Below are 23,441 nucleotides of genomic sequence, written 5' to 3'. Positions count from 1 at the left end.
TTGCCTGATCTGCTGGTATGAGGTGTGACCAGTTTGGGTCATCAGTATCAGCATAGACAAATGAGCAAAAAATGCCACATAAAAAATACAAGCTGGCAACATTCGTGTTCGGTGGCTACCGCATGGCGTTAATATGTCACCACAAAACTGACGTTGTCCTGATAGGTACCGACCGGCGCTTCGGTTTGTGCCGGGTTAATGGCTGCCTTGAAAGGGATGCTCTGCGCCAGGCCTGTTCCGGCGCCGCTTTGCGCATTGGTGCTGCTCCATACGGTAGAGGTATTGGGCAGATAAATTTGGTACTGCAGAAAATTAGTGGTGCCATTAATCATCTGCCGCCAGCCGGTAACCGGGTTGTTGCCATTGGTGAAGTAGGTGGTGTAGCCCTGGCTCTTGGTGCAGGTAAGGGTGATGCTTTGGTTAATGGGATTAAATTGGCCCACCAGGGCCATACTGCCAAAATTGACGCTGTTGGCGGTATTGATCAGGCAACTCTTGGTGATGATTGCCGTCACGGTGACGGTACTGGGTTGATCGGTGCCATCCCACCAGACGCACAGTCCTAGCACCCCCAGGCCGCAGATATGGTAGTTCCATATCAGGTTAATGGTATCGGTATAGGTGCCGGCACTGACGTTCGCTCCTGCAGTGGTCTTGATATAAACCGGGAAGTTAACGTTAGAGGAGATCAGGATCAGCGACAGTAGATTCAGTGAACTGTAATCGATGGTTTGTCCGATGCTGTAGGGATATTGGTAATTCGCATCGGGGTAAATCAGGTAGGAAATTTTATCGCCGGAACCGTTGTTATTAAGTAGTGCCATGGTGTTTGTGGTTGAGGCGATTTTCACCGTTACGGTATTTTGTGACAACAGCGACAGGCCAAGGCCGGTGCAGTTAAGTCCTGCGGTACCCTGAGCATTGATCTGACCGTTGTACACGGCAAAGGAGCTGCTGGTGGGGAGCGTTACCGTACCGCTGGTGGTGCTACAGGCTGCCAGCCCTCTTTGACAGGTCATCAGCAACAACGCCGCCAGGATTATTATGAGTGGCCGAGACATATCTTTTTCTCCGTAATGGGTTATCGGCAGACGACGGGGCCGATGCGTTGCATACCTTGCGGTTTATCCAGGGTGAATTCTGCCTGGCATGGCGCACCGCCGTCAGCCGGAATGACGCTTAAGCGGTTGTGTTGTTCTACCGGGTCGATATAACTCATGCCGTCCCAGCCGACATAGCTTTGCTGATTGCTGCCGATAACGGCAACCTGGCTGCCATTGGCCAGATGTTTCCCTTGCGCATCGACCAGCTCAACGTCGGCAGCTGAAACACGTTTGACCGGGAAATTAACCAGGAAACCACTGTGGTCTCGTACGGCGACGGTTTTCTCTACCGTTGGGAGGGTAACGTCCGCAGGCAGATTTAAGGGGTCGATTTGGAATTTGGCATGGTAATACGAAGTGACGGTAGGCACTAATAGATAGCCATTGTTATTGGTTATACCAATCCGTTGGTTTTCGTAGCTCACCGGGATACCGGCGTAGCCATCCGTTGAAATCAGTGCAAAGGCGTCATTAATGGTATTGGTGGCATAGAAACTGCTGTTCATGGCGACCAGAGAACCGCTGACTTCGCCCCAACGCGTGTAGTTATTGCTGTTGCCATACAGGCCCGCGCGGGTTTCAAGCAGTGACGTACGCCAGGTGAGGTCGGCCTGTCGATAATCATTGCCACTGCCCTGGCTGTCGGCATAAGCCAGGTTCCATCCCAATCCGCCATCCGTAGGTGCGGACCGACTGTAACCCACGCGTTCACTCCAGCGATTATTGGTGTCACGTGTGGTGCTCACGCTGGCGGTGCCCCAACTGTCGAATGGGATACTGAGCTGGAGTTGCGAGCTGTAGCCGCTGCTGCCTATCTCACGGTTTACCGAGGCATACAGACTCATATTACGCCACAGAGTCAGGCTGTAAGATAAGTTGACCAAGCGCGTGCGCGTGCCGATGGCATCGCGCACGTCAAAATAGCCGACACCAATGCTACCAAAGCGTTCGAGACCAATGCTGCCGGTGAGCTGATCGGTACGGCGGCTCAGACGGTAGCTGCTCTTATAAGCAGAAAGATCGCCGTAGCCTTCACTGCGCAGAACCCGCTGGGCGTTAAGGCTGAACAGTGAGTTGCTGTAGGTGTACCCCAGACTGGTTTGATCCCCACGCGTACTGGTGTACTGATAAACGTCGGTAGGTTCGGCCGGTGTGAACGGTTGACCGGTGATGGGATCATAGTAAATCTGCACGGGCAGCGGCGTGCCGTTGAATGCGTCACTGCCCGCCTGGCTATGACTGTAAGAGGCGTTTACTACCCCCCATTGCCCAATTCGAATGTCTGCGCCGGTGCCAGCGACGGCCAGTTGTGCGGCACCTTCGGCACGGCCTTCTAGGGTTAACCAATCGGTGACGCCGTAACGCCCACTGCCGCTAGCAACCCATTGCCCGTAATCACCCGAACTGATGCCGTAGTTTTGCCGCAGGGCACCGGTCGATAGGCTGAAATCACTCATACCGGCCTGGAGCAAATTACTGGCGACGTAAAAGGGCACGGTCGTACTCACCTGGCGACCGAGTGCATCGGTAGTCACTACCGTTGCCTGACCGGCACCATTAATATAGGGAACGGTATTGAGCGTGAAAGGCCCGGGGTTCACATTCGTCGATGTATTTTTATAGCTGTTGATATACAGATCGACGCTGGTGGGCACCGCTGCTTGCCCAGAAAACTGCGGTAATGGGTAGGTTATTACGTCCGGACGTGTGGCGAAGTCACGCGCCAGTTGCAGCCCCCCAATTCTGACTGCTGTTGTCCAGGGTAACGAGCCGGTGGTGACATCGCCTGCGGTGTAACTCAGCATGCTGTCTTCGTCACTGTAGCGCCATGAGCTGTCGTAACGGACGTAGCGACTGTTTTGTTCGCTTGTGCTGTCGTTGTTGAAACTGCCACGGTAAATACCGGTATTGGCGATCACACCAAATCCGTCGAATAAGCGCTGTTCGCTCCAGAGCGAGAAATACCCGGGATTACCACTGCCGCTCTGGCTGGCATAGGCATCATAATTAAAGAGAAAACCAAGGCTGCTTTGTGCTTTCAGACGCTGTTCCGGATCGGTGGCGCTAATGTTTTGATTCGGCAGCCAGTCATTGGGCACGTTAATCATCAGCTGTTGGGTTTCGCCACTGTAGGTGACATCCACTTTATTGAGCTGATCGACGGCAATTTCTTTCGCCTGTTTATCTGCCACGGGCAGGCCGGCGTCGATAAGCTGTTGCGGGGTGAGGTAGTAGTGACCGCCGCGGTAGCTAATGGGGACCACATTGCCGGTTGGCCTGCCATTGACCACCGGCTCCAGGTAGAGGGTAGTATCGGGCATGGTGATCGCACCGGGCGGCGGTGGCAGATCGTCCGCCCGCACGTCTGCTAGCCACAGGTCTACCACCATACAGAGTACGGCAAGGGCTAACGGTTTTAGTCTCAATCCGTTGCCAATAGGGAGGCGTATCCGATTCACCAGCACCGAAGGCTCAATAGGCCGGAATCGTTATTGGCTGTTTATTATCGTTGACCGTCGCCTGTAGCTTACCGCCGGCAAAACTGGCTGACGGCGGTAAGGCAAAGCGTACCTGCGAACCCGGCAGGACGTAGCCCAGCAATCCAGCCGCAAGAGGCTTGCCCTGCATGCTGACTTGTGAAAGCCGGGCATGCACTACACCGGTATTACGCACGTCAAGCCAGCGTTGGCTGTTTTGCTGTGATAACCGGTAACTGAGCTGCGGTTGGCTGGCCGTTGCGTAGTCACGCGGATGCTCGTAATCCTGCTTGGTCCAGATCCCTTTGCCGCTGACAAACAGCGGGACGGAATAACGCATTTGGAATTTTAATCCCATTTGCGCCCCTTTTTCTGGGGCAGCACCGTCCTGATCCTTAATCGGCACTTCATCGACCAGAATACGGTATGCCTGCTCTTTACCGTCAGGGGTCGGCGTTTGTCTAATTAAACGGATCAGCTGACGTTTGCCGGGGGCGATAGTGGCAACCGGCGGGCTGGCGACCACGTTACTTTGGTTGTGGTAGTCATCTTTACCGTTAACCTGTTGCCACCCGAGAACGCGAACTTGCATATAAACGGTTTTGCTGTCGCGGTTCTCCAGCCACAGTGCGGTGGCCGGCTGATTGGCTTCAATGGCTGGATCAATCGGCCAGATAAGGATGGACGCGGCGGCAAAAGCGTGTGGCTGGCTTGCGAGCAAGAGGGCTGTCATCAAAGACAGTCTAAGGGCGGTTCGCATAGTGTGATCCTTGTTAAAGCTTAATAAGTCACTGTTAATAAGACCGTATCACTATAGGTGCCACTGGTGGGCAGGATACTGGTCGACATTAAACGGGCATAAATTTTGATTTCTTGCGTGCTGCCGGTGCTGGAAACGGTTTGTGCGTTGCCACCGTTGGTGCCATCTCCCCAAAGGGTTGAGTAGTTACTGTCCTGGTACAGTTGGTACACCAGCGTTTCCAACGTGGTTGCGTTTTGTAATTTCCTGCCGCCGGAAATGGATCCGGTCACATTACTGCCTACATTAAGCGCCAATGTGACGCTCACATTTGGATTGCAGCGAATCAGTACCGAGCCAGCGCCAGCGCTGGATACGATGCTGATATTGCTGCTGAGTGAGGAGACCTGTCCGAAGCTGAGGGTGCCGAATGTCGTAACATCAGTGACACCGCTCCCCAATACGCAGCCTTTGATAATGGAAGCATTCACCGTAAAGGCCTGGCTAACGGTATCGGCAGAAGCCCCGCAGGCGCTTATCAGGCCAGCTAACAGCAAACAGGTCTTCGCGCTTTTCATTACCAATTTATCGTTACCTGCACCGTATCGGAATAGTTACCGGTAGCGGGGGTTGTTTGTGCGGGAACCAAGCCATACACCGGTAGCCAGGTCGTTTGTCCGGTGGCTGTCATCGACACGCCGGTCACGTTGTCCCAGACCAGGGTATGAGCGGCGTTGGTATAGAGGTTATAACTGACTTTTGCGCCAGCAGTGCTCTGCATATACCGCGCCGCCGTATTCCCACTCTGCCCGCCGCTCAGCAACACGGTGTAGCTGGTTCCATTGTTGCAATTTACCTGTAAGGCCCCGGAATTTTGCTGTCCGGTAACCGGCACAGCGGTATTGAGAAAATACACTGTACCAAAGTTAAGCGTACCAAAAGTGGTGCTACCGCCGCTGGTGGTACCCGCCACACAGGATTTAACCAGTGTGGCGTTGACCGAGACAGTGGCAGTCTTGACATCAGCACGGCCGCTTACAGCCACCAGCAATAACAGACAGGCGCTGGCCAGACGCAGCATGCTTACCAGGTTACCGTCATGGTCACCGTATCGGCATAGGCTCCAGCAGCCGGGGTGGTACCTGAAGATGGCACCAGACCATAGACGGTTAATGGGACGACCGCACCTGTACCGGTACCGGCAAGAACGCCAGTGGTGTTGTTCCACGTGAGCGTATGAGCGGCATCTTGATAAAGGTTATAGCTGATATAAGCAGGAACACTGCTGGCCATCCGACGTTGACCACTGGAGGCGTTTAACCCGTTATCCAACGCAACGGTATACGCGGTACCGTCGGTGCAGTTCAGCCCGATCGAACTGCCCGCGCCAGCGGTGCCGGTTGAGCTGGCGGTGATGATGTTGGCCAATGAGGAGTAGGTGCCGAAACTGATAGAACCAAAGTTGTTGACGGTTCCGGTTGAGGTACCACCGGTAACGACACAGCCGTTACCTATGGTTAACGATACGCCGAGCGTACCTTGAATTGTGCCTGCGTTAGCTGCGCCATTTGCGCACAGCAGGGTGGCTACCGAGGTCAATGCCATCAGAATCTTTTTCATATTAGTTTCCTTGCTGTGTAAGGGAGAACCCCACAAAATCGCCACCCGAAAACGGGTTGAACGCATTAATTTATTTACAGCTTAATTAATAGAATAAGAACTCGAAATTGTCTTGGGGAAAGGCCGAAAATTTTCTTTGTTTTTGAAAGATGTCGCTATCTTCCAGCATCTCAGGGGGATAATGATTAGTTATGGAAATGATTAGAATAATAATACTTACGTATAGGAATATTATTAGGAGGATTAACCAGCCGGGGATTGACCGGCCAGTTAGGGCAAAAATGGGATTATTGTTGGTGGAAATCCAGCACGCCGTCACGGACCAGTTCGCGCGGCAGGTTGTTTTTGATCCGGCTGCCAATGCGCTTGGCGATGCCTAACGGTTGTTGTTGATAGGTGACAATGCATTCATCGGTCTGCGGCGGCAGTTCCGGGTACAGATCGCGGCCGTGGAACCACTCTTGCGCCAGCGCGGCATTCAGTTCAAAACGCTGTTTGCTATCGTCCATCGCCAAGGCGATAACAGCTTCGTGCTGCCAGCGGTAACCCTTGGTGAAACGCTCGGCCAGTTTCAGCCCGATGCGTGAGAATCGCACTTTATTGACCAGTGCCTCCAGTTCGGCGGGGAACAGCCAAATCTCCTTATCGCGCGCCCACAGACGACTGCTTTCATCCCAGAACAGGCCGGAGGCAGCGGCGGCCTGGGCAATGTCAGCCGAGTCCTTGCCGGACAGCGGGGTAAACGGAAACTTACCCAGTTTATAGTTTGGTTTTGCCAGTGGGGCAACGGAGTGGTGCTTACGCAAACGTGCCACGAAGAAGCCTTCGCTGTCGTAGATTTGCGGGAATACGTGCAGGAAACCTTCGGCAGTTAACGCCTGTTTAGCGCCGGGGAACAGTTCACCCAGCGGTTCAATGCTGACTGCATCGCCGTAGGCTGCCAACAACCCGTTGACGATTTGCTGGTTCTCTTGCGCATTGAGTGTGCAGGTGGAATAGACCATCACCCCGCCGGGGGCCAGGGCATGGAAGGCACTGTCGATCAATTCGCGCTGAGTGTCCGCTATGGCGGCAACGCTTTCCAGCGACCAGTTGCTCATGGCGTCTGGATCTTTGCGCACCACACCTTCACCGGAGCAAGGCGCATCCAGCAAAATGGCGTCAAAGCTTTCCGGTAACGCAGCACCGAAGACCCGACCGTCAAAGTGAGTTAACGCCACGTTTTTTACGCCACAGCGGCTGATATTGGCGTGCAGCACTTTTACCCGACTGGCGGAGTATTCGTTAGCCACGATACCGCCCTGGTTATTCATCAAGGCAGCAATTTGGGTGGTTTTTGATCCCGGTGCAGCAGCGACGTCCAGGACCCGTCGTGGCGTTTCCGTGTCAGCGAACAGTGCGCTGACAGGTAGCATCGAGCTGGCTTCCTGAATGTAAAACAGGCCACTCAGATGTTCCGCCGCGCTGCCCAAACGCAATTCTTCATCTTTTCGTTCTATCCAAAAGCCTTCAGCACACCAAGGGATAGGCTCCAATTGCCAGTCATAGTCCTGCACCAATACCAGAAAGTCAGCAACGCTGATCTTCAGGGTATTGACCCGTAGGCTACGGCGTAATGGGCGTTGGCAGGCGGCAATGAAATCGTCCATCGACAGGTCGGCGGGCATGATGGCGCGCGTCGCGTCGAGAAACGCGGGCGGCAAAAAAACGGAGGCAGGTTTGGCCACGGGTGAGCTCTCTGGCAGCAGTCAAAATAAGGGCGGGAGTTTATCACAAACCTGAGAGCAGTAGGGGCCCAGCATTGCTGAGCCCCTGACGATGTTACGAAATTACTCTTTAGGGATTGCGGTGCCCCAAGCTTTCCAATCCTTCGGTTCTTCAGCATTCAGCATAAAGTGCTTGTTCGGCGTCGACTTCGGTGCCAGAGGAATGCTTGGCGGTGTGGCAAATGCAATGCCGCCGCGAATGAACTGTTGGAATGTCCCACTCTTGATGACGCCACCGGTCAGACCGAACTGCAGGTTATAGCCGGAGGCCAGCCAGAATACGCTGTTGTTACGCACCAGATACTGGTATTTCTTGCTGATGCGCAATGCGACGTGAACGCGATCGGACATGGTGCCCAGATAGAAACCGGTAACAGTGCCGACCTCCACGCCGCGGAACAATACCGGCGTGCCGATTTGCAGCGACCCGGTTTCTGCTGCGTCGAGGATAACGCTCAGGCCGTCCAGGTAGCGTGAGTCGGTAATACTGGCTTCCTGCAGTTCAAAGCTGCGCAATTCGCGCCCACGACCCGGTTCAACGTTAATGTAGGGCTGTAGCAAGGTGTCGAGATTGCTCACCCCGGCTGCGGAAATCTCCGGTGATACGATGGAGAAACGGCTGCCCAGGCGTGCGAAGGTTTGCACGTATTCCGGGTACAACACCGCTTTGGCGAGCACTTCATTGCGTTCAGGTGCCAATTTCAATGAGTCCACCTGGCCGATATCAATACCGAGATAACGCAGCGGCATACCGGGTGACAGCTTACTGGCGTCATAGGTTTTCAGGATAATCTGGCTGCCCACTGCACGGGCGGCAGTTTCTGTGGCGTACAGCACGCGTTTGGCGCCTTTGTCCAGCGTCACGCCTTGCAGGTTGTCGAAACTGATGGCCCCTTTCAGTGCACGGTTGAGTGGCGATGCCTGAACCGTCAGGCCGCTACCGTTCAATTGCACTTTTGCGCCGCCTTCTGCCCAGAAAATACTTTCGTTAGTCAGTAGTTTACGGTATTCCGGGCTGATATAAACATCGACCTCAAATTCGTTGGCTTTGGGCCGCACGTTAACGATTTCGCCTACCTGGAATTTACGGTACAACACGACCGATCCTGCCTGTACGTCTGGCAGACTGACCGCCGTCAGTGTCAGGGTAGGGGTCGGGCTATTGCCGATGATGCCGGCCTCTGCCTTTTCGCTATTGCCATATAACGGATACTGGCTGACAGCGTCGCCTTTGCTGCCGGGAATGATACGCACACCGCCGTCCAGCCATTCCTGGGCACTGGCACCAAGAACCTCCATACCATCCAGCCCCAGCTTGACGTCAACGCGGCTATTGACCACGAACTTACTGTCTTTATGCAACAGGCTGCGATATTGCGCTTCAATGGCGGCGGTAAACACCACGCCGTTGGCTGTCAGGGCGCGGCTCATGACCTGGCCAACCTTGACGCCATGCACAACCAGCGGCTGGCCAACGTCGATGCCGTAACTTTGCGGTGCGTTAAGCGTCACAGTCAGGACGCCAGGCTGTTGCAGCAATGTTTCGCTGCTATCGAGAACGTTGAAATGTTGCTGTGGTTCGCCTTCACCCGGCACCAGTTCCAGCGTATTGCCCGTCAGCAGTTGGCTGAGTTTGGCGTCGTTGAGGCTCAACCGTGGGCTGCGCATGACGATCCGCGTGCCGCTACGCATCAAATCCACCACTGCGGGATCGATCGTCAGTTCACCGGTGACCTTGCTGTCCTGTTGCAAGGTTAGCTTGGTCAGGGTGCCCACCTGTAACCCTTGGTAAATCAGAGGGGTGCGGTTTTCGGCCAGATTGTTACCGCTCGGCAGATCCAGCGTGATGTTGACGCCGCGCTGGCTGTGCGCCAAATCGGGATACAGGGTATAGCTTTGATCGGCTTTGGCCTGCGGGGCGTCGAGCGGTGAATCAAAAGCAATGGCGCCATTGACCAGGGCTGTCAGGCTTTCCATCTGCACTGACGCGCCTGCCAGGCTAAAATCGCCTTTGAAGCCTGAGACGTTCCAAAAACGGCTGTTGCCTTTGACCAGATTGGCAAAGCGGCGATCGATCAGCACGTCGATAGTGACACCTTTATTGCCCTCGGAGATGGTGTAGTCATATACCTTGCCGACGGGGATTTTACGGTAGTACACCAGCGAACCGGTATTCAACGAACCGAGATCGTCTGCGTGCAGGTGTATCATCAGTTCGCCGGTGTTCAGCCGGTACTTGGGCTGGGTATCGAGCGCGGTAAAGTGGGTTTGCGGCTGCCCGCTGCCTGGCATCATGCCGATGTAGTTGCCGCCGACCAACGCATCCAAGCCAGACACCCCCGCCAGCGAGGCTTTCGGTGTCACCAGCCAAAACTGAGTGCCGTCGCGCAGTGAGTCTTCGAGGTCACTTTTGATACTGGCTTCGACCACGATACTGCGGAGATCCTTGCTCAGGCTGATGCTTTGTACGGTACCGACTTCCACCCCTTGGTAACGCACTGGGGTACGCCCGGCGATAATGCCTGCGGCAGACTGGAAGTCTATGGTTACCGTGGTGCCACGTTCCTGGACGTTGTTATAAACCAACCACCCCGCGATCAGCAGGGCAATAAACGGCAGTAACCAGAATGGCGAAATACGGCGCTTGTTTTTGACCCGCGCCTCAGTCGGTGTATTCGGCGTTTCCTGTTGCATGTGCATCCCAAATCAATCGGCTATCCAGCCACTCTACGGCAAGAATAGTTAAAATAACCGCAGACCCAAAGTAAAAGGCAGCCGGTCCCATAGTAAAAGATAACAATTGGTCGCGATTCACCAGCGACATCATTAACGCAATAACAAACAGATCGAGCATCGACCAGCGCCCGATCCAGGTCACCAGACGCAGTAGGCGGATACGTGTTTTCAAACTGTGCGAGGTCTTGAAATGAATGCTGAACAGCAAGGTAATCAGCACAATGACCTTGGTAAAGGGCACCAGGACGCTGGCAATGAAAACGATAGCGGCAATAGGCGCATTGCCAGAGGTTGCCAGCGAGACGACACCAGAGAAGATGGTATCTTCCAAGCGCGCACCGTTGGCGTAAATAATGGATATAGGCATCAGGTTGGCCGGGATCAGCAGAATCATTGCTGCAATCAGAGCGGCCCAGGTTTTTTGCAGACTATAAGGCTGACGATGGCACATCGGAATATGGCAGCGTGTGCAGCGGCCGCGTTCGTCAGGATAGCCGGTAAAATGGCACGACAAACAGACATGCAGCGCCGGCGGCGGACCTTCCGGCTGCTCCTGCGGGTAATAACGCTCCCACAATTGCTCCAAATTGACATGGATCAGCGTCAGGATACTGAGCAGAGTGAGCGACAGGTACGCAATCAGCGCGCTGCCGGCCTGAATGTCGGCGTACTCTTTGACCTTGATTGTCGCAACGGCCATGCCGATCAGGTAAATATCGAGCATGACCCACTCTTTCAATCGGTCCAGCATCAGAAGCACCGGCCGTAGATTCATGCCCAGCGCATGGCCAAACCGCAGGTAAAGCAGTGACAGTGCCAGGGTCAACGGGGCGCCAATGGTACAAAATGCCACCATACTGGCGGTGATGGGATCGCCCTGACGGCTCATCTGCCAGATACCTTCCAGTAGGCTGGCGTCAATACGCACCCCCAGCAAACGGATGCTGATCAATGGTTCACTGAAGGCGAAGGGCATTAACAGCAGCATCGTGACTGCCATGGCGGTGAGCCGGGTCATTGACCAGTCGCGTCCACTCACTACTTTTGCATCGCAACGCGGGCAGTAAGCGGCCTGGTTACCGCTGAGTGGCGGCAACACGAAGAGCAGGTCGCATTCGCAACAACGTTGGTGGCGAGCTTTGGAAAGTGGTGTGGTGATCGCGTGTATTTTCATCATGACAAAAGCTGCCCTAGAGCCCGCCGGATTTCATAGCGTAGCTGAAAAATAAACCTGGTCTAACCTGCTGATGATAAAGCTCAGGGCGGCAACGCAGGGAAAACAGGGTTTCTGCGAGGCAAACATACCTTGCCCGGCAGGGGTTTGTGAAGCAACAGTTCAACAACCCCGTGGCGATTGGCATTTAATGCCTATGGGGCGCAGGTTGGACAATGGCTTTACAAGCACCGGCAGAGAGTATCCAATGCATTGATATAAAAAGAATAAAGCTTATTTCATTCAGTAAAGTGACTGCCGGGCTAACTTGTTGTTTCAAAACGTCTCATGATTGCTTTGGACAACCCGATGTAATAGCAATTATGCTGAGGGTCAGCTGGCAGAAAAATGGCAAGACAGCAAAACTACCTGCATGATATACAATAGAAAATCAAATAACTTGTCGCTCATGCGCATTATGACTGACCCCCTGTGTTTCTTTTAATATTAGACACAGGAATAGAAAACCATGGTTAACAGATGACAAAAGAAGAGTTCTACACAGATTTAAAACGTGATTTGGGTGCGCTGCTCGACGGGGAAACCAACTTTATCGCTGCGTTGTCCAACGCCAGTGCGTTGATCAATGAGCGTCTTGACGACGTCAATTGGGCGGGTTTTTACCTGATCGACGGCAACCAACTGGTGCTCGGTCCGTTCCAGGGAAAAATCGCCTGTGTGCGTATTCCTGTGGGTAAGGGTGTGTGCGGTACCGCGGTGGCGGAAAACCGCGTTCAGCGGGTTGGCGATGTCCATGCGTTCCCAGGCCATATCGCCTGCGATGCGGCCAGTAATGCAGAAATTGTGCTGCCGCTGAACGTTGGCGGTCATATTATCGGCGTTCTTGATATTGACAGCACAGTTTATCAACGTTTCGACGAACAGGACGAAAGGGGCCTGGAAGCAGTGGTGGCGGGGCTTTGCGCGCAGCTGGAACAGTGTGATAGTGCGAAATATGTCACTGTGACAGCAAGTTGATCTACGGTTAACGTGGCATTTACCGATGGCGTCATTATAATGACGCCTGTTCATGCCTGCGCTGGTTGGCAAACCCGTTGTAATCAGGAAATTTCATGGAAAATCAACCTAAGTTGAACTCTAGTAAAGAAGTCATTGCTTTTCTTGCCGAGCGTTTTCCGCTCTGCTTTAGCGCCGAGGGCGAAGCTCGCCCGTTGAAAATCGGTATTTTTCAGGATCTGGTCGAGCGTGTTCAAGGGGAAGAAAACCTGAGCAAAACGCAATTGCGTTCTGCTCTGCGCCTGTACACCTCAAGCTGGCGTTATCTGTACGGTGTCAAAGTTGGCGCACAGCGCGTCGATTTGGACGGCAATCCGTGCGGTGAGCTGGAACAGCAGCATGTCGATCATGCCCGTCAACAGCTTGAAGAAGCGAAAGCGCGCGTTCAGGCACAGCGTGCCGAACAAAACGCGAAAAAACGTGAAGCTGCCGGTGAATCAGCCGACGCGGAACCACGCCGTCCGCGCCCTGCAGGTAAAAAACCTGCCGTGCGTCGCGAAGGTGGAGCCGCACAGGAGAACCGCAAACCGCGCCCACAAACTCGCCCACAGCCAGCTCGCCAACCTCGTCCAGTAAAAGAGGAAAGCCAGCCGCGTCATGTGCCAGTCACGGATATCTCTAAACTGCAAATTGGCCAAGAAATCAAAGTCAGAGCAGGCAAGAGCGCGATGGATGCTACCGTACTCGAAATCGCTAAAGATGGCGTACGTGTGCAGCTCTCTTCCGGTCTGGCGATGATTGTGCGCGCAGAACACTTGCAGTTCTGATACGGAGGCCAACCAAGGCATGAACAAATTTGTCAGATTAACAGCAGTCGCGGGTCTGTTGTGGGCGGGTGTAAGTTACGGAGCGGACACAGCCAACATCCGCATCGATCAACTGCCGCAGCTTCAGCAGGAACCGCAACATGCTACTGTGAGTGAGCGCGTAACGTCGCGCTTCACTCGCTCTCATTACCGCCAGTTCTCCCTCGACGCGGACTTTTCAGGCAAGATATTTGATCGTTACCTGAATATGTTGGACTACAGCCATAATGTGTTGTTGGCCTCTGACGTGGCGCAATTCGCTAACAAGCGCGATCAGCTTGGCGAAGAACTGAAAAGCGGTAAGCTGGATACGCCATACGCGCTGTACAATCTGGCCCAGAAACGCCGTTTTGAGCGTTACACCTATGCCTTATCGCTGCTGGAAAAGCCAATGAGCTTCACCGGCAACGACACTATCGATCTCGACCGCAGCAAAGCGCCGTGGCCGAAAGACAAGGCCGAACTGGACAGCCTGTGGAATGCCAAAGTTAAATATGACGAGCTGAACCTCAAGCTGACCGGTAAGACCGACAAGGAAATACGCGACACGCTGACCAAACGCTATCAGTTTGCTATCAAGCGCCTGACGCAAAGCAACAGCGAAGACGTATTCCAACTGGTAATGAATGCCTTTGCGCATGAAATCGACCCACATACCAATTATCTTTCTCCGCGCAACACCGAACAGTTCAATACCGAAATGAGCCTGTCATTGGAAGGCATTGGTGCTGTGTTGCAGATGGATGACGATTACACCCTCATCAATTCTATGGTGCCAGGTGGCCCGGCGGCGAAGAGCAAGGCGATCACCGTAGGTGACCGTATTGTTGGCGTTGGCCAAGCAGGCAAACCTATGGTTGATGTGATCGGTTGGCGCCTGGATGACGTGGTTTCCTTGATTAAGGGGCCAAAGGGCAGCAAAGTGCGCCTGGATATCCTGCCGGCTGGCAAAGGCACCAAAACACGGGTGGTTACGCTGACCCGTGAGCGCATCCGTCTGGAAGATCGTGCGGTGAAAATGACCATCAAGACCGTCGGCAATGAGAAAGTCGCGGTGATGGATATTCCCGGCTTCTACGTTGGCCTGACCGATGATGTGAAAGTGCAGTTGCAGAAGATGGCCAAGCAAAACGTCAAGAGCCTGATCATTGATCTGCGCACCAACGGTGGCGGTGCGCTGACTGAGGCGGTATCGCTGTCTGGCCTGTTCATTCCGAGCGGCCCGGTTGTGCAGGTACGTGACAACAACGGCAAAGTGCGTGAAGACGCAGACACCGACGGCGTGACCTATTACAAAGGGCCATTGGTGGTACTTGTTGACCGTTTCAGCGCCTCGGCATCCGAGATCTTTGCTGCGGCAATGCAGGACTACGGCCGTGCCCTGATCGTCGGTGAACCCACCTTCGGTAAAGGCACTGTGCAACAGTACCGTTCGCTGAACCGCATTTACGATCAGATGCTGCGTCCGGAATGGCCGGCCTTGGGTTCTGTGCAGTACACCATTCAGAAGTTCTACCGCGTCAATGGCGGCAGTACTCAACGTAAGGGTGTGACGCCGGATATCCTGATGCCAACCGGTGTTGATCCCGCGGAAACCGGCGAAGCGTTTGAAGATAACGCGATGCCGTGGGACAGCATCAATGCTGCGACCTACACCAAAACCGGCGACTTGAAGCCGTTCGAACCTGAACTGCTGAAAGATCATGAGCAGCGCATCGCGAAGGATCCTGAGTTCCAGTACATCGCGCAGGATATCGCGCATTACAAGGCACTGAAGGACAAGCGTAACATCGTTTCACTCAACCTCGCCCAGCGTGAGAAAGAGAACCACGATGATGATGCTACCCGTTTGCAGCGGATTAATGATCGTCTGCAGCGTGCCGGTAAGAAGCCGCTGAAGTCGCTGGATGATTTGCCGAAGGATTACCAGGAACCAGACCCATACCTGGATGAAACCGTGCATATCGCACTGGATCTGGCGCACCTTGACCAGGCGCAGCCAGCGGCGGCGAAGTAACGCAGTCGAACATCAGCAAATGAAAAACGCACCCAAGGGTGCGCTTTTTAATGGGCGCTCCTGAAGCGTTTTTCGACGTTAAACACAGGGTGGGAACATGATGGTGAGCAACTTAACTCCTGCAATGCGTACTCTGCTGCGGCTCGAAGCGCTGCTGGTTCTGATCCTGTCTGTCGCGATATATCATTACCAACACTATAGCGGGTGGCTGTTTGCCGGTTGTTTTCTGCTGCCTGACATTTCATTTATCGCCTATGCACTGGGTAAAAAGGCCGGGGCGCTCGGGTATAACATCGCACATTCCTATATAGGCCCGATACTCTGTGGCCTGGTGTTTGTCTGGCTCCAACAGCCGTTTTGGCTGATGGCTGCACTGATTTGGTGTGCGCATATCGGCTTTGACCGCACGCTGGGCTATGGGCTGAAATACGCTGAAGGATTTGGTTATACTCATCTCGGGCGTTTGAATAATAAACAGCGCTGATTTTCCGTTAGAAAACCCACCTCTTTATGCAACAATCGTTTACAATTTGAAAAGCATTGCTCGCGCGCCGTTTTTGTAAAGTTTCGTATTTTTAGTAGGTTAATGGCGTGGAACTCTTGAAACTGTGACGAATGCCCATACGATCTAGGGTATCCGAGACAGCGTTTTGTTAACATTTATGAGGAAGTAAACATTTTATGATGCGTATAGCTCTGTTCCTGCTCACCAACCTGGCGGTGATGTTGGTTTTCGGGCTGGTACTCAGCCTGACGGGAATCCAATCCAGTAGCGTTCAGGGCCTGATGATCATGGCTGGTCTGTTCGGCTTCGGCGGCTCGTTTGTCTCATTGCTGATGTCCAAATGGATGGCGCTGCGCTCCGTTGGCGGGGAAGTGATTGAACAACCGCGTAACGAAACTGAAAACTGGTTGCTGGAAACAGTACGCCGTCAGTCACAACAGGCAGGCATCGCCATGCCGCAGGTGGCGATTTACCATGCACCGGATATTAACGCCTTTGCTACAGGCGCACGCCGTAATGCGTCGCTGGTTGCTGTCAGCACCGGTCTGTTGCAGAGCATGAGCCGTGACGAAGCGGAAGCGGTTATTGCCCATGAAATCAGCCACGTTGCCAACGGCGACATGGTCACCATGACGCTGATTCAGGGTGTCGTAAACACCTTCGTGATCTTTATCTCACGTCTGATCGCGCAGGCGGCCGCAGGCTTCCTGGGCAACCGTGACGGCGAAGGGGAAGGCAACGGTAACCCGATGATCTATTTCGGTGTGTCGATGGTATTGGAACTGGTGTTCGGTATCCTGGCCAGCATTATCACCATGTGGTTCTCACGCCACCGTGAGTTTTACGCCGATGCCGGCTCTGCCAAACTGGTTGGTCGCGAGAAAATGATTGCGGCGCTGCAACGCTTGAAAACCAGTTACGAACCGCAGGAAGCGGGCAACATGATGGCGTTCTGCATCAACGGCAAATCCAAGTCGTTCAGCGAACTGTTCATGTCGCACCCGCCGCTCGATAAACGTATCGAAGCGCTGCGTTCAGGCCAGTACCTGAAGTAACCCTGATAACGTTAAAAACCCCGGCTTGCCGGGGTTTTTTTATGCCTGCTATTTGGCTTGTTGGTGGCTTTCTACCGGTTGTACCCGCGGTTGAGTAATACGCAAACTGCTGACCGCCGCCGCCAATGTGGCAAAGGTGCCCGCCAGGATCAGTGAGGCATGAGTACCTGAGGCAGGGAACAGGTTAAACATCAGCGCCACCAAGGCTGCGCCGGAGGTTTGCCCCAACAACCGCGCGGTGCCGAGCATGCCGCTGGCTCCGCCGCTACGGTTACGTGGAGCGGCGGAAATAATCGTGTGGTTATTGGGCGATTGGAACAACCCGAAACCAGCGCCGCACAGGACCATACGCCAGATAATATCCATGTCCGACGGGTTATGCGGCAGCATCGCCAGCAGGAATAACCCCGATGCAAACACGGCCAGGCCGATACACCCGAGCAGCCCGGCGTGGACGCGTTCTACCAGCCGCCCTGCGAGGGGGGCCATGACGATAATGGCTAACGGCCACGGCGTTAGCAGCAGCCCGGTGGCGACCTCATCACGGCCCAACGTGCTTTGCAAAAAGAACGGCAATGAGACCATAGCCAACATCTGTGCCGCGAACGAACAAATTGATGTGCCCATCGACAGTGCAAAAATGGGGATGCGCAGCAGATCTACCGGCAGCAACGGGAATTCCTGGCGCAGCTGGCGGCGGACAAAGAAGAAGCCAATCACCAGCAGTGCTGCGATTTCGCTGAAAATCAACGTCAGGCTCTGGCCTTGAGCAAAGCCGCTGATGGCGGTAATCAACAACCCGAAGGTCAGCGCGTTCATCACGGCGCTGGTCGGGTCAAAGCGCTGATTAGTGCTTTTCTGGCTATTGGCCGGAAGATATTTCATCCCCAGCAACAGCGCCACAATGCCGATCGGCAAGTTGATGGCGAACAACCATTGCCAGGATGCTACCGACAGGATCGCTGCCGCTACCGTGGGGCCAGCCGCCGACGAGAAGGCGACAATCAGCGAATTGATGCCCATACCACGCCCAAGGAAGCGCTGCGGATAGATAATGCGGATTAATGCGGTGTTGACGCTCATGATGGCGGCGGCGCCAAAACCTTGCAGCACGCGGGCGATGGTCAGTGTCGTCAGTGAGTCGGACAGGGCGCAAAACAGTGACGTAACGCTGAAAACCAGCAGGCCAGCCTGGTAGATGCGGCGATAGCCAATCAAATCGCCGAGTGAGGCCAACGACAGCAGTGAAATGGTAATGGCTAACTGATAGGCGTTCACTACCCAGATGGAGCTGGCTGGGCTGGCATTCAGATCGCGGGCGATGGTCGGCAGTGCCACGTTAGCAATCGCACCGTCGAGCACTGAAACGGTAATGCCCAGGGCAATGGCAAGGATAGCCCCATAGCGCTGCGGGACGGGGAGGCCGTCAGTACAAGGACGCATGTTGATCTCGGTGGTATTAATTCGGGGGAGTATTATCATGCTAATCATATTCGTCTGCGATTGCATCCACAGTTTCGCACGCAATTGTAATAACCAATGAGAGCGAAACGCCTAACCCTTTCCCTCTCAGGCATTTATCTCTTGGCTGGATTGCATGGTCTCTGAGGTACCGCGTATACTGAAACCCGTGTTCAAATTTCTTAAAACAGAAGCTGGGTAGGATATATGGTTAACGCAGATCCAGATAAGCAACCGGATGCCGTGTCGTCGGTGCTAAAGGTTTTTGGTATCTTGCAGGCGCTGGGCGAGGAACGCGAGATCGGCATTACTGAGCTTTCCCAGCGGGTGATGATGTCCAAAAGTACTGTTTACCGTTTTTTGCAAACCATGAAGTCCTTGGGCTATGTGTCGCAGGAAGACGAGTCGGAAAAATATGCGCTTACTCTCAAGCTGTTTGAACTGGGAGCCAAGTCGTTACAGAGCGTTGATCTGATCCGCATCGCTGACGTCCAAATGCGTGAACTGTCGAATCACACCCGTGAAGCCATTCACCTTGGGGCATTGGATGAAGATAGCATTGTCTACATCCACAAAATCGATGCCATGTATAACTTGCGCATGTACTCTCGCATCGGCCGCCGTAACCCCCTGCATAGTACTGCGATTGGCAAAGTGCTGCTGGCCTGGCGCGATCGGGCGGAAGTAACCCGCATCCTGTCGCAGATTGAATTTACCCGCAGTACTCCGAACACCCTGACCGACGCCGCAGCGCTGTTGTCAGTGTTGGATCAGGTGCGTGAACAGGGCGTGGGCGAAGATATTGAAGAGCAGGAAGAAGGGTTACGCTGTATAGCCGTGCCGGTATTTGACCGCTTTGGCGTAGTCACTGCGGGTCTGAGCATTTCGTTCCCTTCTATTCGTTACTCCGAAGACGCGAAGGCCGATTACATCAAACGTTTGCATACCGCCGCGCGTAACATTTCCGAGCAAATGGGTTACCACGACTATCCATTCTGATCCCGTCGGTATAGGGCATTAAGGGCGCAGCCAGTCATGGCTGCGCCTTTTTATTGTGGGCTTACGACGGCGCACCGGCATGCAGGATTAAAGCGTATCAACCTCAATGCGCAGGCTGTCGTGGCGCCAATATTCGATGTCGAAATCGAGAATGCGGCCTTGCTGATCGTAATTAAGTCGGCGCAGCAACAGTGCCGGCAGGCCAACCATCGCACCCAAGGCGGCAGCGGCATTGTGTGGCAGTGCGGTCGGGTAAAACGACAGGTGCATTTTGCGATAGGTCAGGTTGTAGTGTTGCTGATAAATCTCGGTCAGGCTGCCGTTGAGATCTCGGCGGAGTAGTTCCGGTACTCGCTCGGGCAGACAGTGATTTTCACAATAACAAATTGCCCGGTCATCGGCATAGCGCACACGGCGTAGCAGATAGATTTTATCCGATGGCGCTAATGCCAGCGGTTGCATCACATCACGCGGTACCCTGGTTTTTTCAGCCGATAATAGCGCAGTGCGGGCCGCACGCCCCTGTTCCTGACACAAGCGGTGAAAGTTGGTGTTTTGCGTCGGATCTAACCACAGCCGTTCTGGCGTCACAAACCATCCCCGGCGATCGGCACGGTAAATGGCCCCGGTCGCTTCCAGTTGCGCCAGGCTTTCACGGACGGTAACCCGGGTCGTGGAGAAAATTGCGCACAGCTCGCGCTCAGAAGGCAGTTTATCTCCCGCCTGCAGTTCACCAAGAGTGATGCGCGCCTGTAACTGATCCTTGATTTGCAGGTAGTGGGGGATCTCGCTCTGATGTTCTTTCATTTCAACTCGCTATGGCATTTTGGCACCTGCCCATTATACATGTGCAGATGAATTTTTTGTTTCAGCTGCGGTTGTCGTTTGACCCGAGAGCAAATTTACCGCCACTATACCGCAATCTGGTATAGACCAATTAGGTGAGTGAAATGTCTGAACATGATTACCTGTTGTTAACGCCTGGTCCGCTGACCACGTCAAAAACGGTGAAAGAGGCCATGTTGTTCGATAGCTGTACCTGGGATGAAGATTACAACCTGGGTGTGGTGCAGAACATCCGTCAGCAGTTGGTGGCGCTGGCGACTCAGTCGACCGGCTATACCTCGGTGTTATTGCAGGGCAGCGGCAGTTTTGCCGTAGAAGCGGCGTTGGGAACGGTGATTGGCCCACAGGACAAGCTGTTGATCGTCAACAACGGCGCTTATGGCGCGCGCATGGTTGAGATGGCCAGGTTGATGGATATCAACCACCACGCATTCAACTGCGGTGAAGTGAATGAGCCGGATGTAGAAGCGATGGACGCTGTGCTGAAAAGCGATACGCGTATCAGTCATATCGCCATGGTGCATTGTGAAACCACGACGGGAATGCTCAACCCGCTGCAACGGGTCTCAGGTTTGGCGGCGCGTAATGGCAAAACCTTGATCGTGGACGCGATGAGCAGTTTCGGTGGCATTCCGCTGGATGTGGATGCGCTGGGCATTGATTATCTGATCAGCTCTGCCAATAAATGCATACAGGGCGTGCCGGGTTTTGCATTTGTGATAGCACGACGCAGCGAGCTGGAAAAGTGCATTGGGCGTTCGCGTTCGCTGTCGCTGGACTTGTATGCTCAGTGGCGCTGCATGGAAGATAACGCCGGTAAATGGCGTTTCACGTCGCCAACCCATACTTTACTGGCTTTTGCGCAGGCCCTGCGCGAACTGGCGCAAGAAGGGGGGATTGGTGCCCGTAACGTCCGCTACCGTACTAATCAACAACGTTTGGTTGCAGGGATGCGCGCACTTGGATTTGAAACGTTGTTGGAAGATGATCTTCACTCGCCGATTATCACTGCCTTTTATTCGCCTAAGGCAGAAAATTACCGCTTTACAGAGTTCTACCAGCGCCTGAAGCAACAGGGCTTCGTTATTTACCCCGGTAAGGTATCGCAGAGCGATTGCTTCCGTATAGGCAACATTGGCGAAGTCTATCCGCAAGATATTGAACGTTTGCTGGCCGCGGTCGGGCAAGCAATGTATTGGGAGCGATAGGATACCCATGAACCAGATTAACGCAGTGATTCTCGACTGGGCCGGTACGACAGTGGACTTTGGTTCTTTTGCGCCGACGCAGATTTTTGTCGAAGCCTTTAAGCAGACCTTTGATATCGACATTAGCTTGGCTGAAGCACGTGTTCCAATGGGGTTGGGCAAGTGGCAGCACATTGAAGCTTTGGGCAAGCTGCCGGCGGTAGATGCGCGCTGGCAACAAAAGCTCGGTCGTTCTATGAGCCATCAAGATATTGATGCGTTGTACCAAGCCTTTATGCCGCTGCAAATTGCCAAGGTCGTCGACTTTGCCGACCCTATTGAGGGGGTTCCGCAGGTGATTGCCGCGTTACGTGAACAAGGCGTCAAGATTGGCTCCTGTTCAGGCTATCCGCGTGCAGTGATGGAGGTATTAGCACCTGCGGCAGCGCAGCGTGGCTATGCGCCGGACCATTGGGTAGCGACGGATGATTTGGCCGTTGGCGGCCGTCCTGGGCCGTGGATGGCGTTGCAGAACGTGATTATGCTGGGTATTGATGCCGTGGCGCATTGCGTCAAGGTGGACGACGCGGTGCCGGGTATCAGCGAGGGGATCAACGCGGGGATGTGGAGCATCGGGTTGGCGCTGTCGGGTAACGAATTCGGCGCCACCTGGGAGGAATACCAGCAAATGAATGATGAAGAGATTGAACGGCGGCGCAGGTTGGCGGCGGATAAGTTGTATGCTGCCGGGGCACACTACGTGATTGATACATTGGTACAACTGCCGGGGGTGATTGCCGAAATCAATCAGCGGTTGGCGAAGGGTGAACGGCCATAGTCGTTTCCCAGACATAAAAAAACCGGGGCTGGTGAGAGCCCCGGTTTTTTTAGTGCTGACGAAATTTACTGGTGAGCCAGTTCGACTTCGTCTTCGCTGTCCATAATGGACTTGTCAGTTTGCTTCATCAGCTGGCTGGTGATGGTACCGGCAGCCATAGAGCCGTTGACGTTCAGTGCGGTACGGCCCATGTCGATCAAGGGTTCAACCGAGATCAGCAGGGCAACCAGCGTAACTGGCAGGCCCATTGCCGGCAGCACGATCAGCGCGGCGAAGGTTGCGCCGCCACCTACACCGGCAACGCCGGCGGAGCTGATAGTGACGATACCGACCAAGGTCGCAATCCACACCGGGTCCAGCGGATTAATACCGACGGTTGGGGCAACCATGACCGCCAGCATCGCCGGGTACAAGCCCGCGCAGCCATTCTGGCCAATGGTGGCACCGAACGAGGCCGAGAAGCTGGCAATGGATTCCGGCACGCCCAGACGACGGGTCTGCGCTTCCACGTTAAGTGGAATACTGGCGGCGCTGGAGCGGCTGGTAAAGGCGAAAGTGATGACCGGCCATACCTTGCGGAAGAACTTCAGCGGGTTAACGCCGGTGAATGCCAACAGGGCAGCGTGCACCGCAAACATGATAGCCAGACCCAGATATGAGGCGACGACGAAGCTACCCAGTTTGATGATGTCGTGGACGTTAGAGCCGGCGACCACTTTGGTCATCAGTGCCAATACGCCGTATGGAGTCAGTTTCATCACCAGACGTACCAGTTTCATCACCCAAGCCTGCAGGGTATCGATCGCCACCAGCACGCGTTCGCCTTTAGGCTTGTCGTCTTTCAGCAGTTGCAGCGACGCCACGCCAAGGAAGGTAGCGAAGATCACCACGCTGATGATCGACGTTGGGCTGGCACCGGTCAGGTCGGCAAACGGGTTTTTAGGAATAAAGGACAACACCATCTGCGGTACGGTCAGGTCGGCCAGTTTGCCCACGTAGTTGCTTTGGATCGCTGACAGACGCGCGCTTTCTTGCGCCCCTTGCACCAGGCCTTCA

At 54.3% G+C, this 23,441-nt stretch carries 21 protein-coding genes; 9 read left to right on the top strand and 12 right to left on the bottom strand.

Annotated features, from left to right (window positions below; genetic code table 11):
• Nucleotides 1-128 precede the first annotated feature (128 nt).
• The 9 genes from AC2FC2_RS02675 to yebS form a co-directional block, all read right to left on the bottom strand.
• Nucleotides 129-1,061 (bottom strand): Csu type fimbrial protein, encoded by a 933-nt coding sequence (locus AC2FC2_RS02675; protein ID WP_209632972.1) that lies wholly within the window; start codon nucleotides 1,059-1,061, stop codon nucleotides 129-131.
• Between the two features lie 20 nt (nucleotides 1,062-1,081).
• Complete coding sequence (locus AC2FC2_RS02670) at nucleotides 1,082-3,493, bottom strand: fimbria/pilus outer membrane usher protein (protein ID WP_490658827.1); 2,412 nt, start codon at nucleotides 3,491-3,493, stop codon at nucleotides 1,082-1,084.
• An 82-nt stretch (nucleotides 3,494-3,575) separates the two neighbouring features.
• The gene (locus tag AC2FC2_RS02665; protein ID WP_209632973.1) at nucleotides 3,576-4,340 is read right to left on the bottom strand and encodes a fimbrial biogenesis chaperone; all 765 of its coding nucleotides are present in this window, start codon (nucleotides 4,338-4,340) and stop codon (nucleotides 3,576-3,578) included.
• A gap of 20 nt (nucleotides 4,341-4,360) precedes the next feature.
• Nucleotides 4,361-4,897, bottom strand: coding sequence for a Csu type fimbrial protein (locus AC2FC2_RS02660; protein WP_209632974.1), 537 nt, complete (start codon nucleotides 4,895-4,897; stop codon nucleotides 4,361-4,363).
• Nucleotides 4,897-5,400 carry a Csu type fimbrial protein gene (locus tag AC2FC2_RS02655; RefSeq protein WP_265556175.1) on the bottom strand — a complete coding sequence of 168 codons (504 nt, stop codon included), beginning with the start codon at nucleotides 5,398-5,400 and terminating at the stop codon, nucleotides 4,897-4,899. Before AC2FC2_RS02655 ends, AC2FC2_RS02660 begins: the two co-directional genes overlap by 1 nt.
• 2 nt (nucleotides 5,401-5,402) lie before the next feature.
• A complete protein-coding gene (locus AC2FC2_RS02650) occupies nucleotides 5,403-5,939 on the bottom strand; it encodes a Csu type fimbrial protein (protein ID WP_209632976.1) in 537 nt (178 codons plus the stop codon).
• 287 nt (nucleotides 5,940-6,226) lie between these two features.
• Complete coding sequence (gene rsmF, locus AC2FC2_RS02645) at nucleotides 6,227-7,666, bottom strand: 16S rRNA (cytosine(1407)-C(5))-methyltransferase RsmF (RefSeq protein WP_490658676.1); 1,440 nt, start codon at nucleotides 7,664-7,666, stop codon at nucleotides 6,227-6,229.
• Between the two features lie 102 nt (nucleotides 7,667-7,768).
• A complete protein-coding gene (locus AC2FC2_RS02640; RefSeq protein ID WP_265556173.1) occupies nucleotides 7,769-10,399 on the bottom strand; it encodes a PqiB family protein in 2,631 nt (876 codons plus the stop codon).
• Nucleotides 10,368-11,615, bottom strand: coding sequence for a membrane integrity lipid transport subunit YebS (yebS, locus tag AC2FC2_RS02635; RefSeq protein ID WP_490658826.1), 1,248 nt, complete (start codon nucleotides 11,613-11,615; stop codon nucleotides 10,368-10,370). Before yebS ends, AC2FC2_RS02640 begins: the two co-directional genes overlap by 32 nt.
• A 215-nt stretch (nucleotides 11,616-11,830) precedes the next feature.
• Here yebS and AC2FC2_RS02630 point away from each other — a divergent pair, with 215 nt between their 5' ends.
• From AC2FC2_RS02630 to htpX, 6 genes are all read left to right on the top strand, one after another.
• Entirely contained in the window at nucleotides 11,831-12,031 is a 201-nt protein-coding gene (locus tag AC2FC2_RS02630; protein ID WP_490658675.1) for a hypothetical protein, read from the top strand.
• Between the two features lie 103 nt (nucleotides 12,032-12,134).
• Nucleotides 12,135-12,632, top strand: coding sequence for a GAF domain-containing protein (locus AC2FC2_RS02625; protein WP_209632980.1), 498 nt, complete (start codon nucleotides 12,135-12,137; stop codon nucleotides 12,630-12,632).
• 95 nt (nucleotides 12,633-12,727) lie between these two features.
• Nucleotides 12,728-13,438, top strand: a complete 711-nt coding sequence (proQ, locus tag AC2FC2_RS02620) for an RNA chaperone ProQ (RefSeq protein ID WP_209632981.1) — start codon at nucleotides 12,728-12,730, stop codon at nucleotides 13,436-13,438.
• Between the two features lie 19 nt (nucleotides 13,439-13,457).
• Nucleotides 13,458-15,494: a carboxy terminal-processing peptidase gene (gene prc, locus AC2FC2_RS02615; protein ID WP_209632982.1), complete on the top strand. Its 2,037-nt coding sequence runs from the start codon at nucleotides 13,458-13,460 to the stop codon at nucleotides 15,492-15,494.
• 97 nt (nucleotides 15,495-15,591) lie between these two features.
• Nucleotides 15,592-15,978, top strand: a complete 387-nt coding sequence (locus AC2FC2_RS02610; RefSeq protein WP_314592249.1) for a DUF4260 domain-containing protein — start codon at nucleotides 15,592-15,594, stop codon at nucleotides 15,976-15,978.
• 197 nt (nucleotides 15,979-16,175) lie between these two features.
• Nucleotides 16,176-17,054: a protease HtpX gene (gene htpX / locus AC2FC2_RS02605; RefSeq protein WP_209632984.1), complete on the top strand. Its 879-nt coding sequence runs from the start codon at nucleotides 16,176-16,178 to the stop codon at nucleotides 17,052-17,054.
• Nucleotides 17,055-17,102: 48 nt separating this feature from the next.
• On the opposite strand, the gene AC2FC2_RS02600 is transcribed toward htpX, so the two are convergent.
• Nucleotides 17,103-18,497, bottom strand: a complete 1,395-nt coding sequence (locus tag AC2FC2_RS02600; protein WP_209634185.1) for an MFS transporter — start codon at nucleotides 18,495-18,497, stop codon at nucleotides 17,103-17,105.
• A 225-nt stretch (nucleotides 18,498-18,722) separates the two neighbouring features.
• On the opposite strand from AC2FC2_RS02600, the gene kdgR reads away from it, so the two are divergent.
• The gene (gene kdgR / locus AC2FC2_RS02595) at nucleotides 18,723-19,514 is read left to right on the top strand and encodes a DNA-binding transcriptional regulator KdgR (protein WP_490658674.1); all 792 of its coding nucleotides are present in this window, start codon (nucleotides 18,723-18,725) and stop codon (nucleotides 19,512-19,514) included.
• Between the two features lie 87 nt (nucleotides 19,515-19,601).
• Here the strand turns inward: kdgR and phnR are convergent, their stop codons facing one another.
• Entirely contained in the window at nucleotides 19,602-20,321 is a 720-nt protein-coding gene (phnR, locus tag AC2FC2_RS02590) for a phosphonate utilization transcriptional regulator PhnR (RefSeq protein WP_209632986.1), read from the bottom strand.
• A 143-nt stretch (nucleotides 20,322-20,464) separates the two neighbouring features.
• Here phnR and phnW point away from each other — a divergent pair, with 143 nt between their 5' ends.
• Together phnW and phnX are read left to right on the top strand one after the other, a co-directional pair.
• Entirely contained in the window at nucleotides 20,465-21,568 is a 1,104-nt protein-coding gene (gene phnW, locus AC2FC2_RS02585) for a 2-aminoethylphosphonate--pyruvate transaminase (RefSeq protein ID WP_490658673.1), read from the top strand.
• A gap of 7 nt (nucleotides 21,569-21,575) precedes the next feature.
• On the top strand, nucleotides 21,576-22,385 hold the full coding sequence (phnX, locus tag AC2FC2_RS02580; protein ID WP_490658672.1) for a phosphonoacetaldehyde hydrolase: 810 nt from the start codon (nucleotides 21,576-21,578) through the stop codon (nucleotides 22,383-22,385).
• Between the two features lie 65 nt (nucleotides 22,386-22,450).
• On the opposite strand, the gene AC2FC2_RS02575 is transcribed toward phnX, so the two are convergent.
• The coding region (locus AC2FC2_RS02575; protein ID WP_490658671.1) for a cation:dicarboxylate symporter family transporter at nucleotides 22,451-23,441 on the bottom strand (991 nt) is incomplete at its 5' end.

It is taken from the genome of Serratia sp. CoH_122_TC_1, assembly GCF_058191755.1.
The sequence above is the reverse complement of the archived record's forward strand: the minus strand, read 5'-3'. Positions and strand labels throughout refer to the sequence as shown.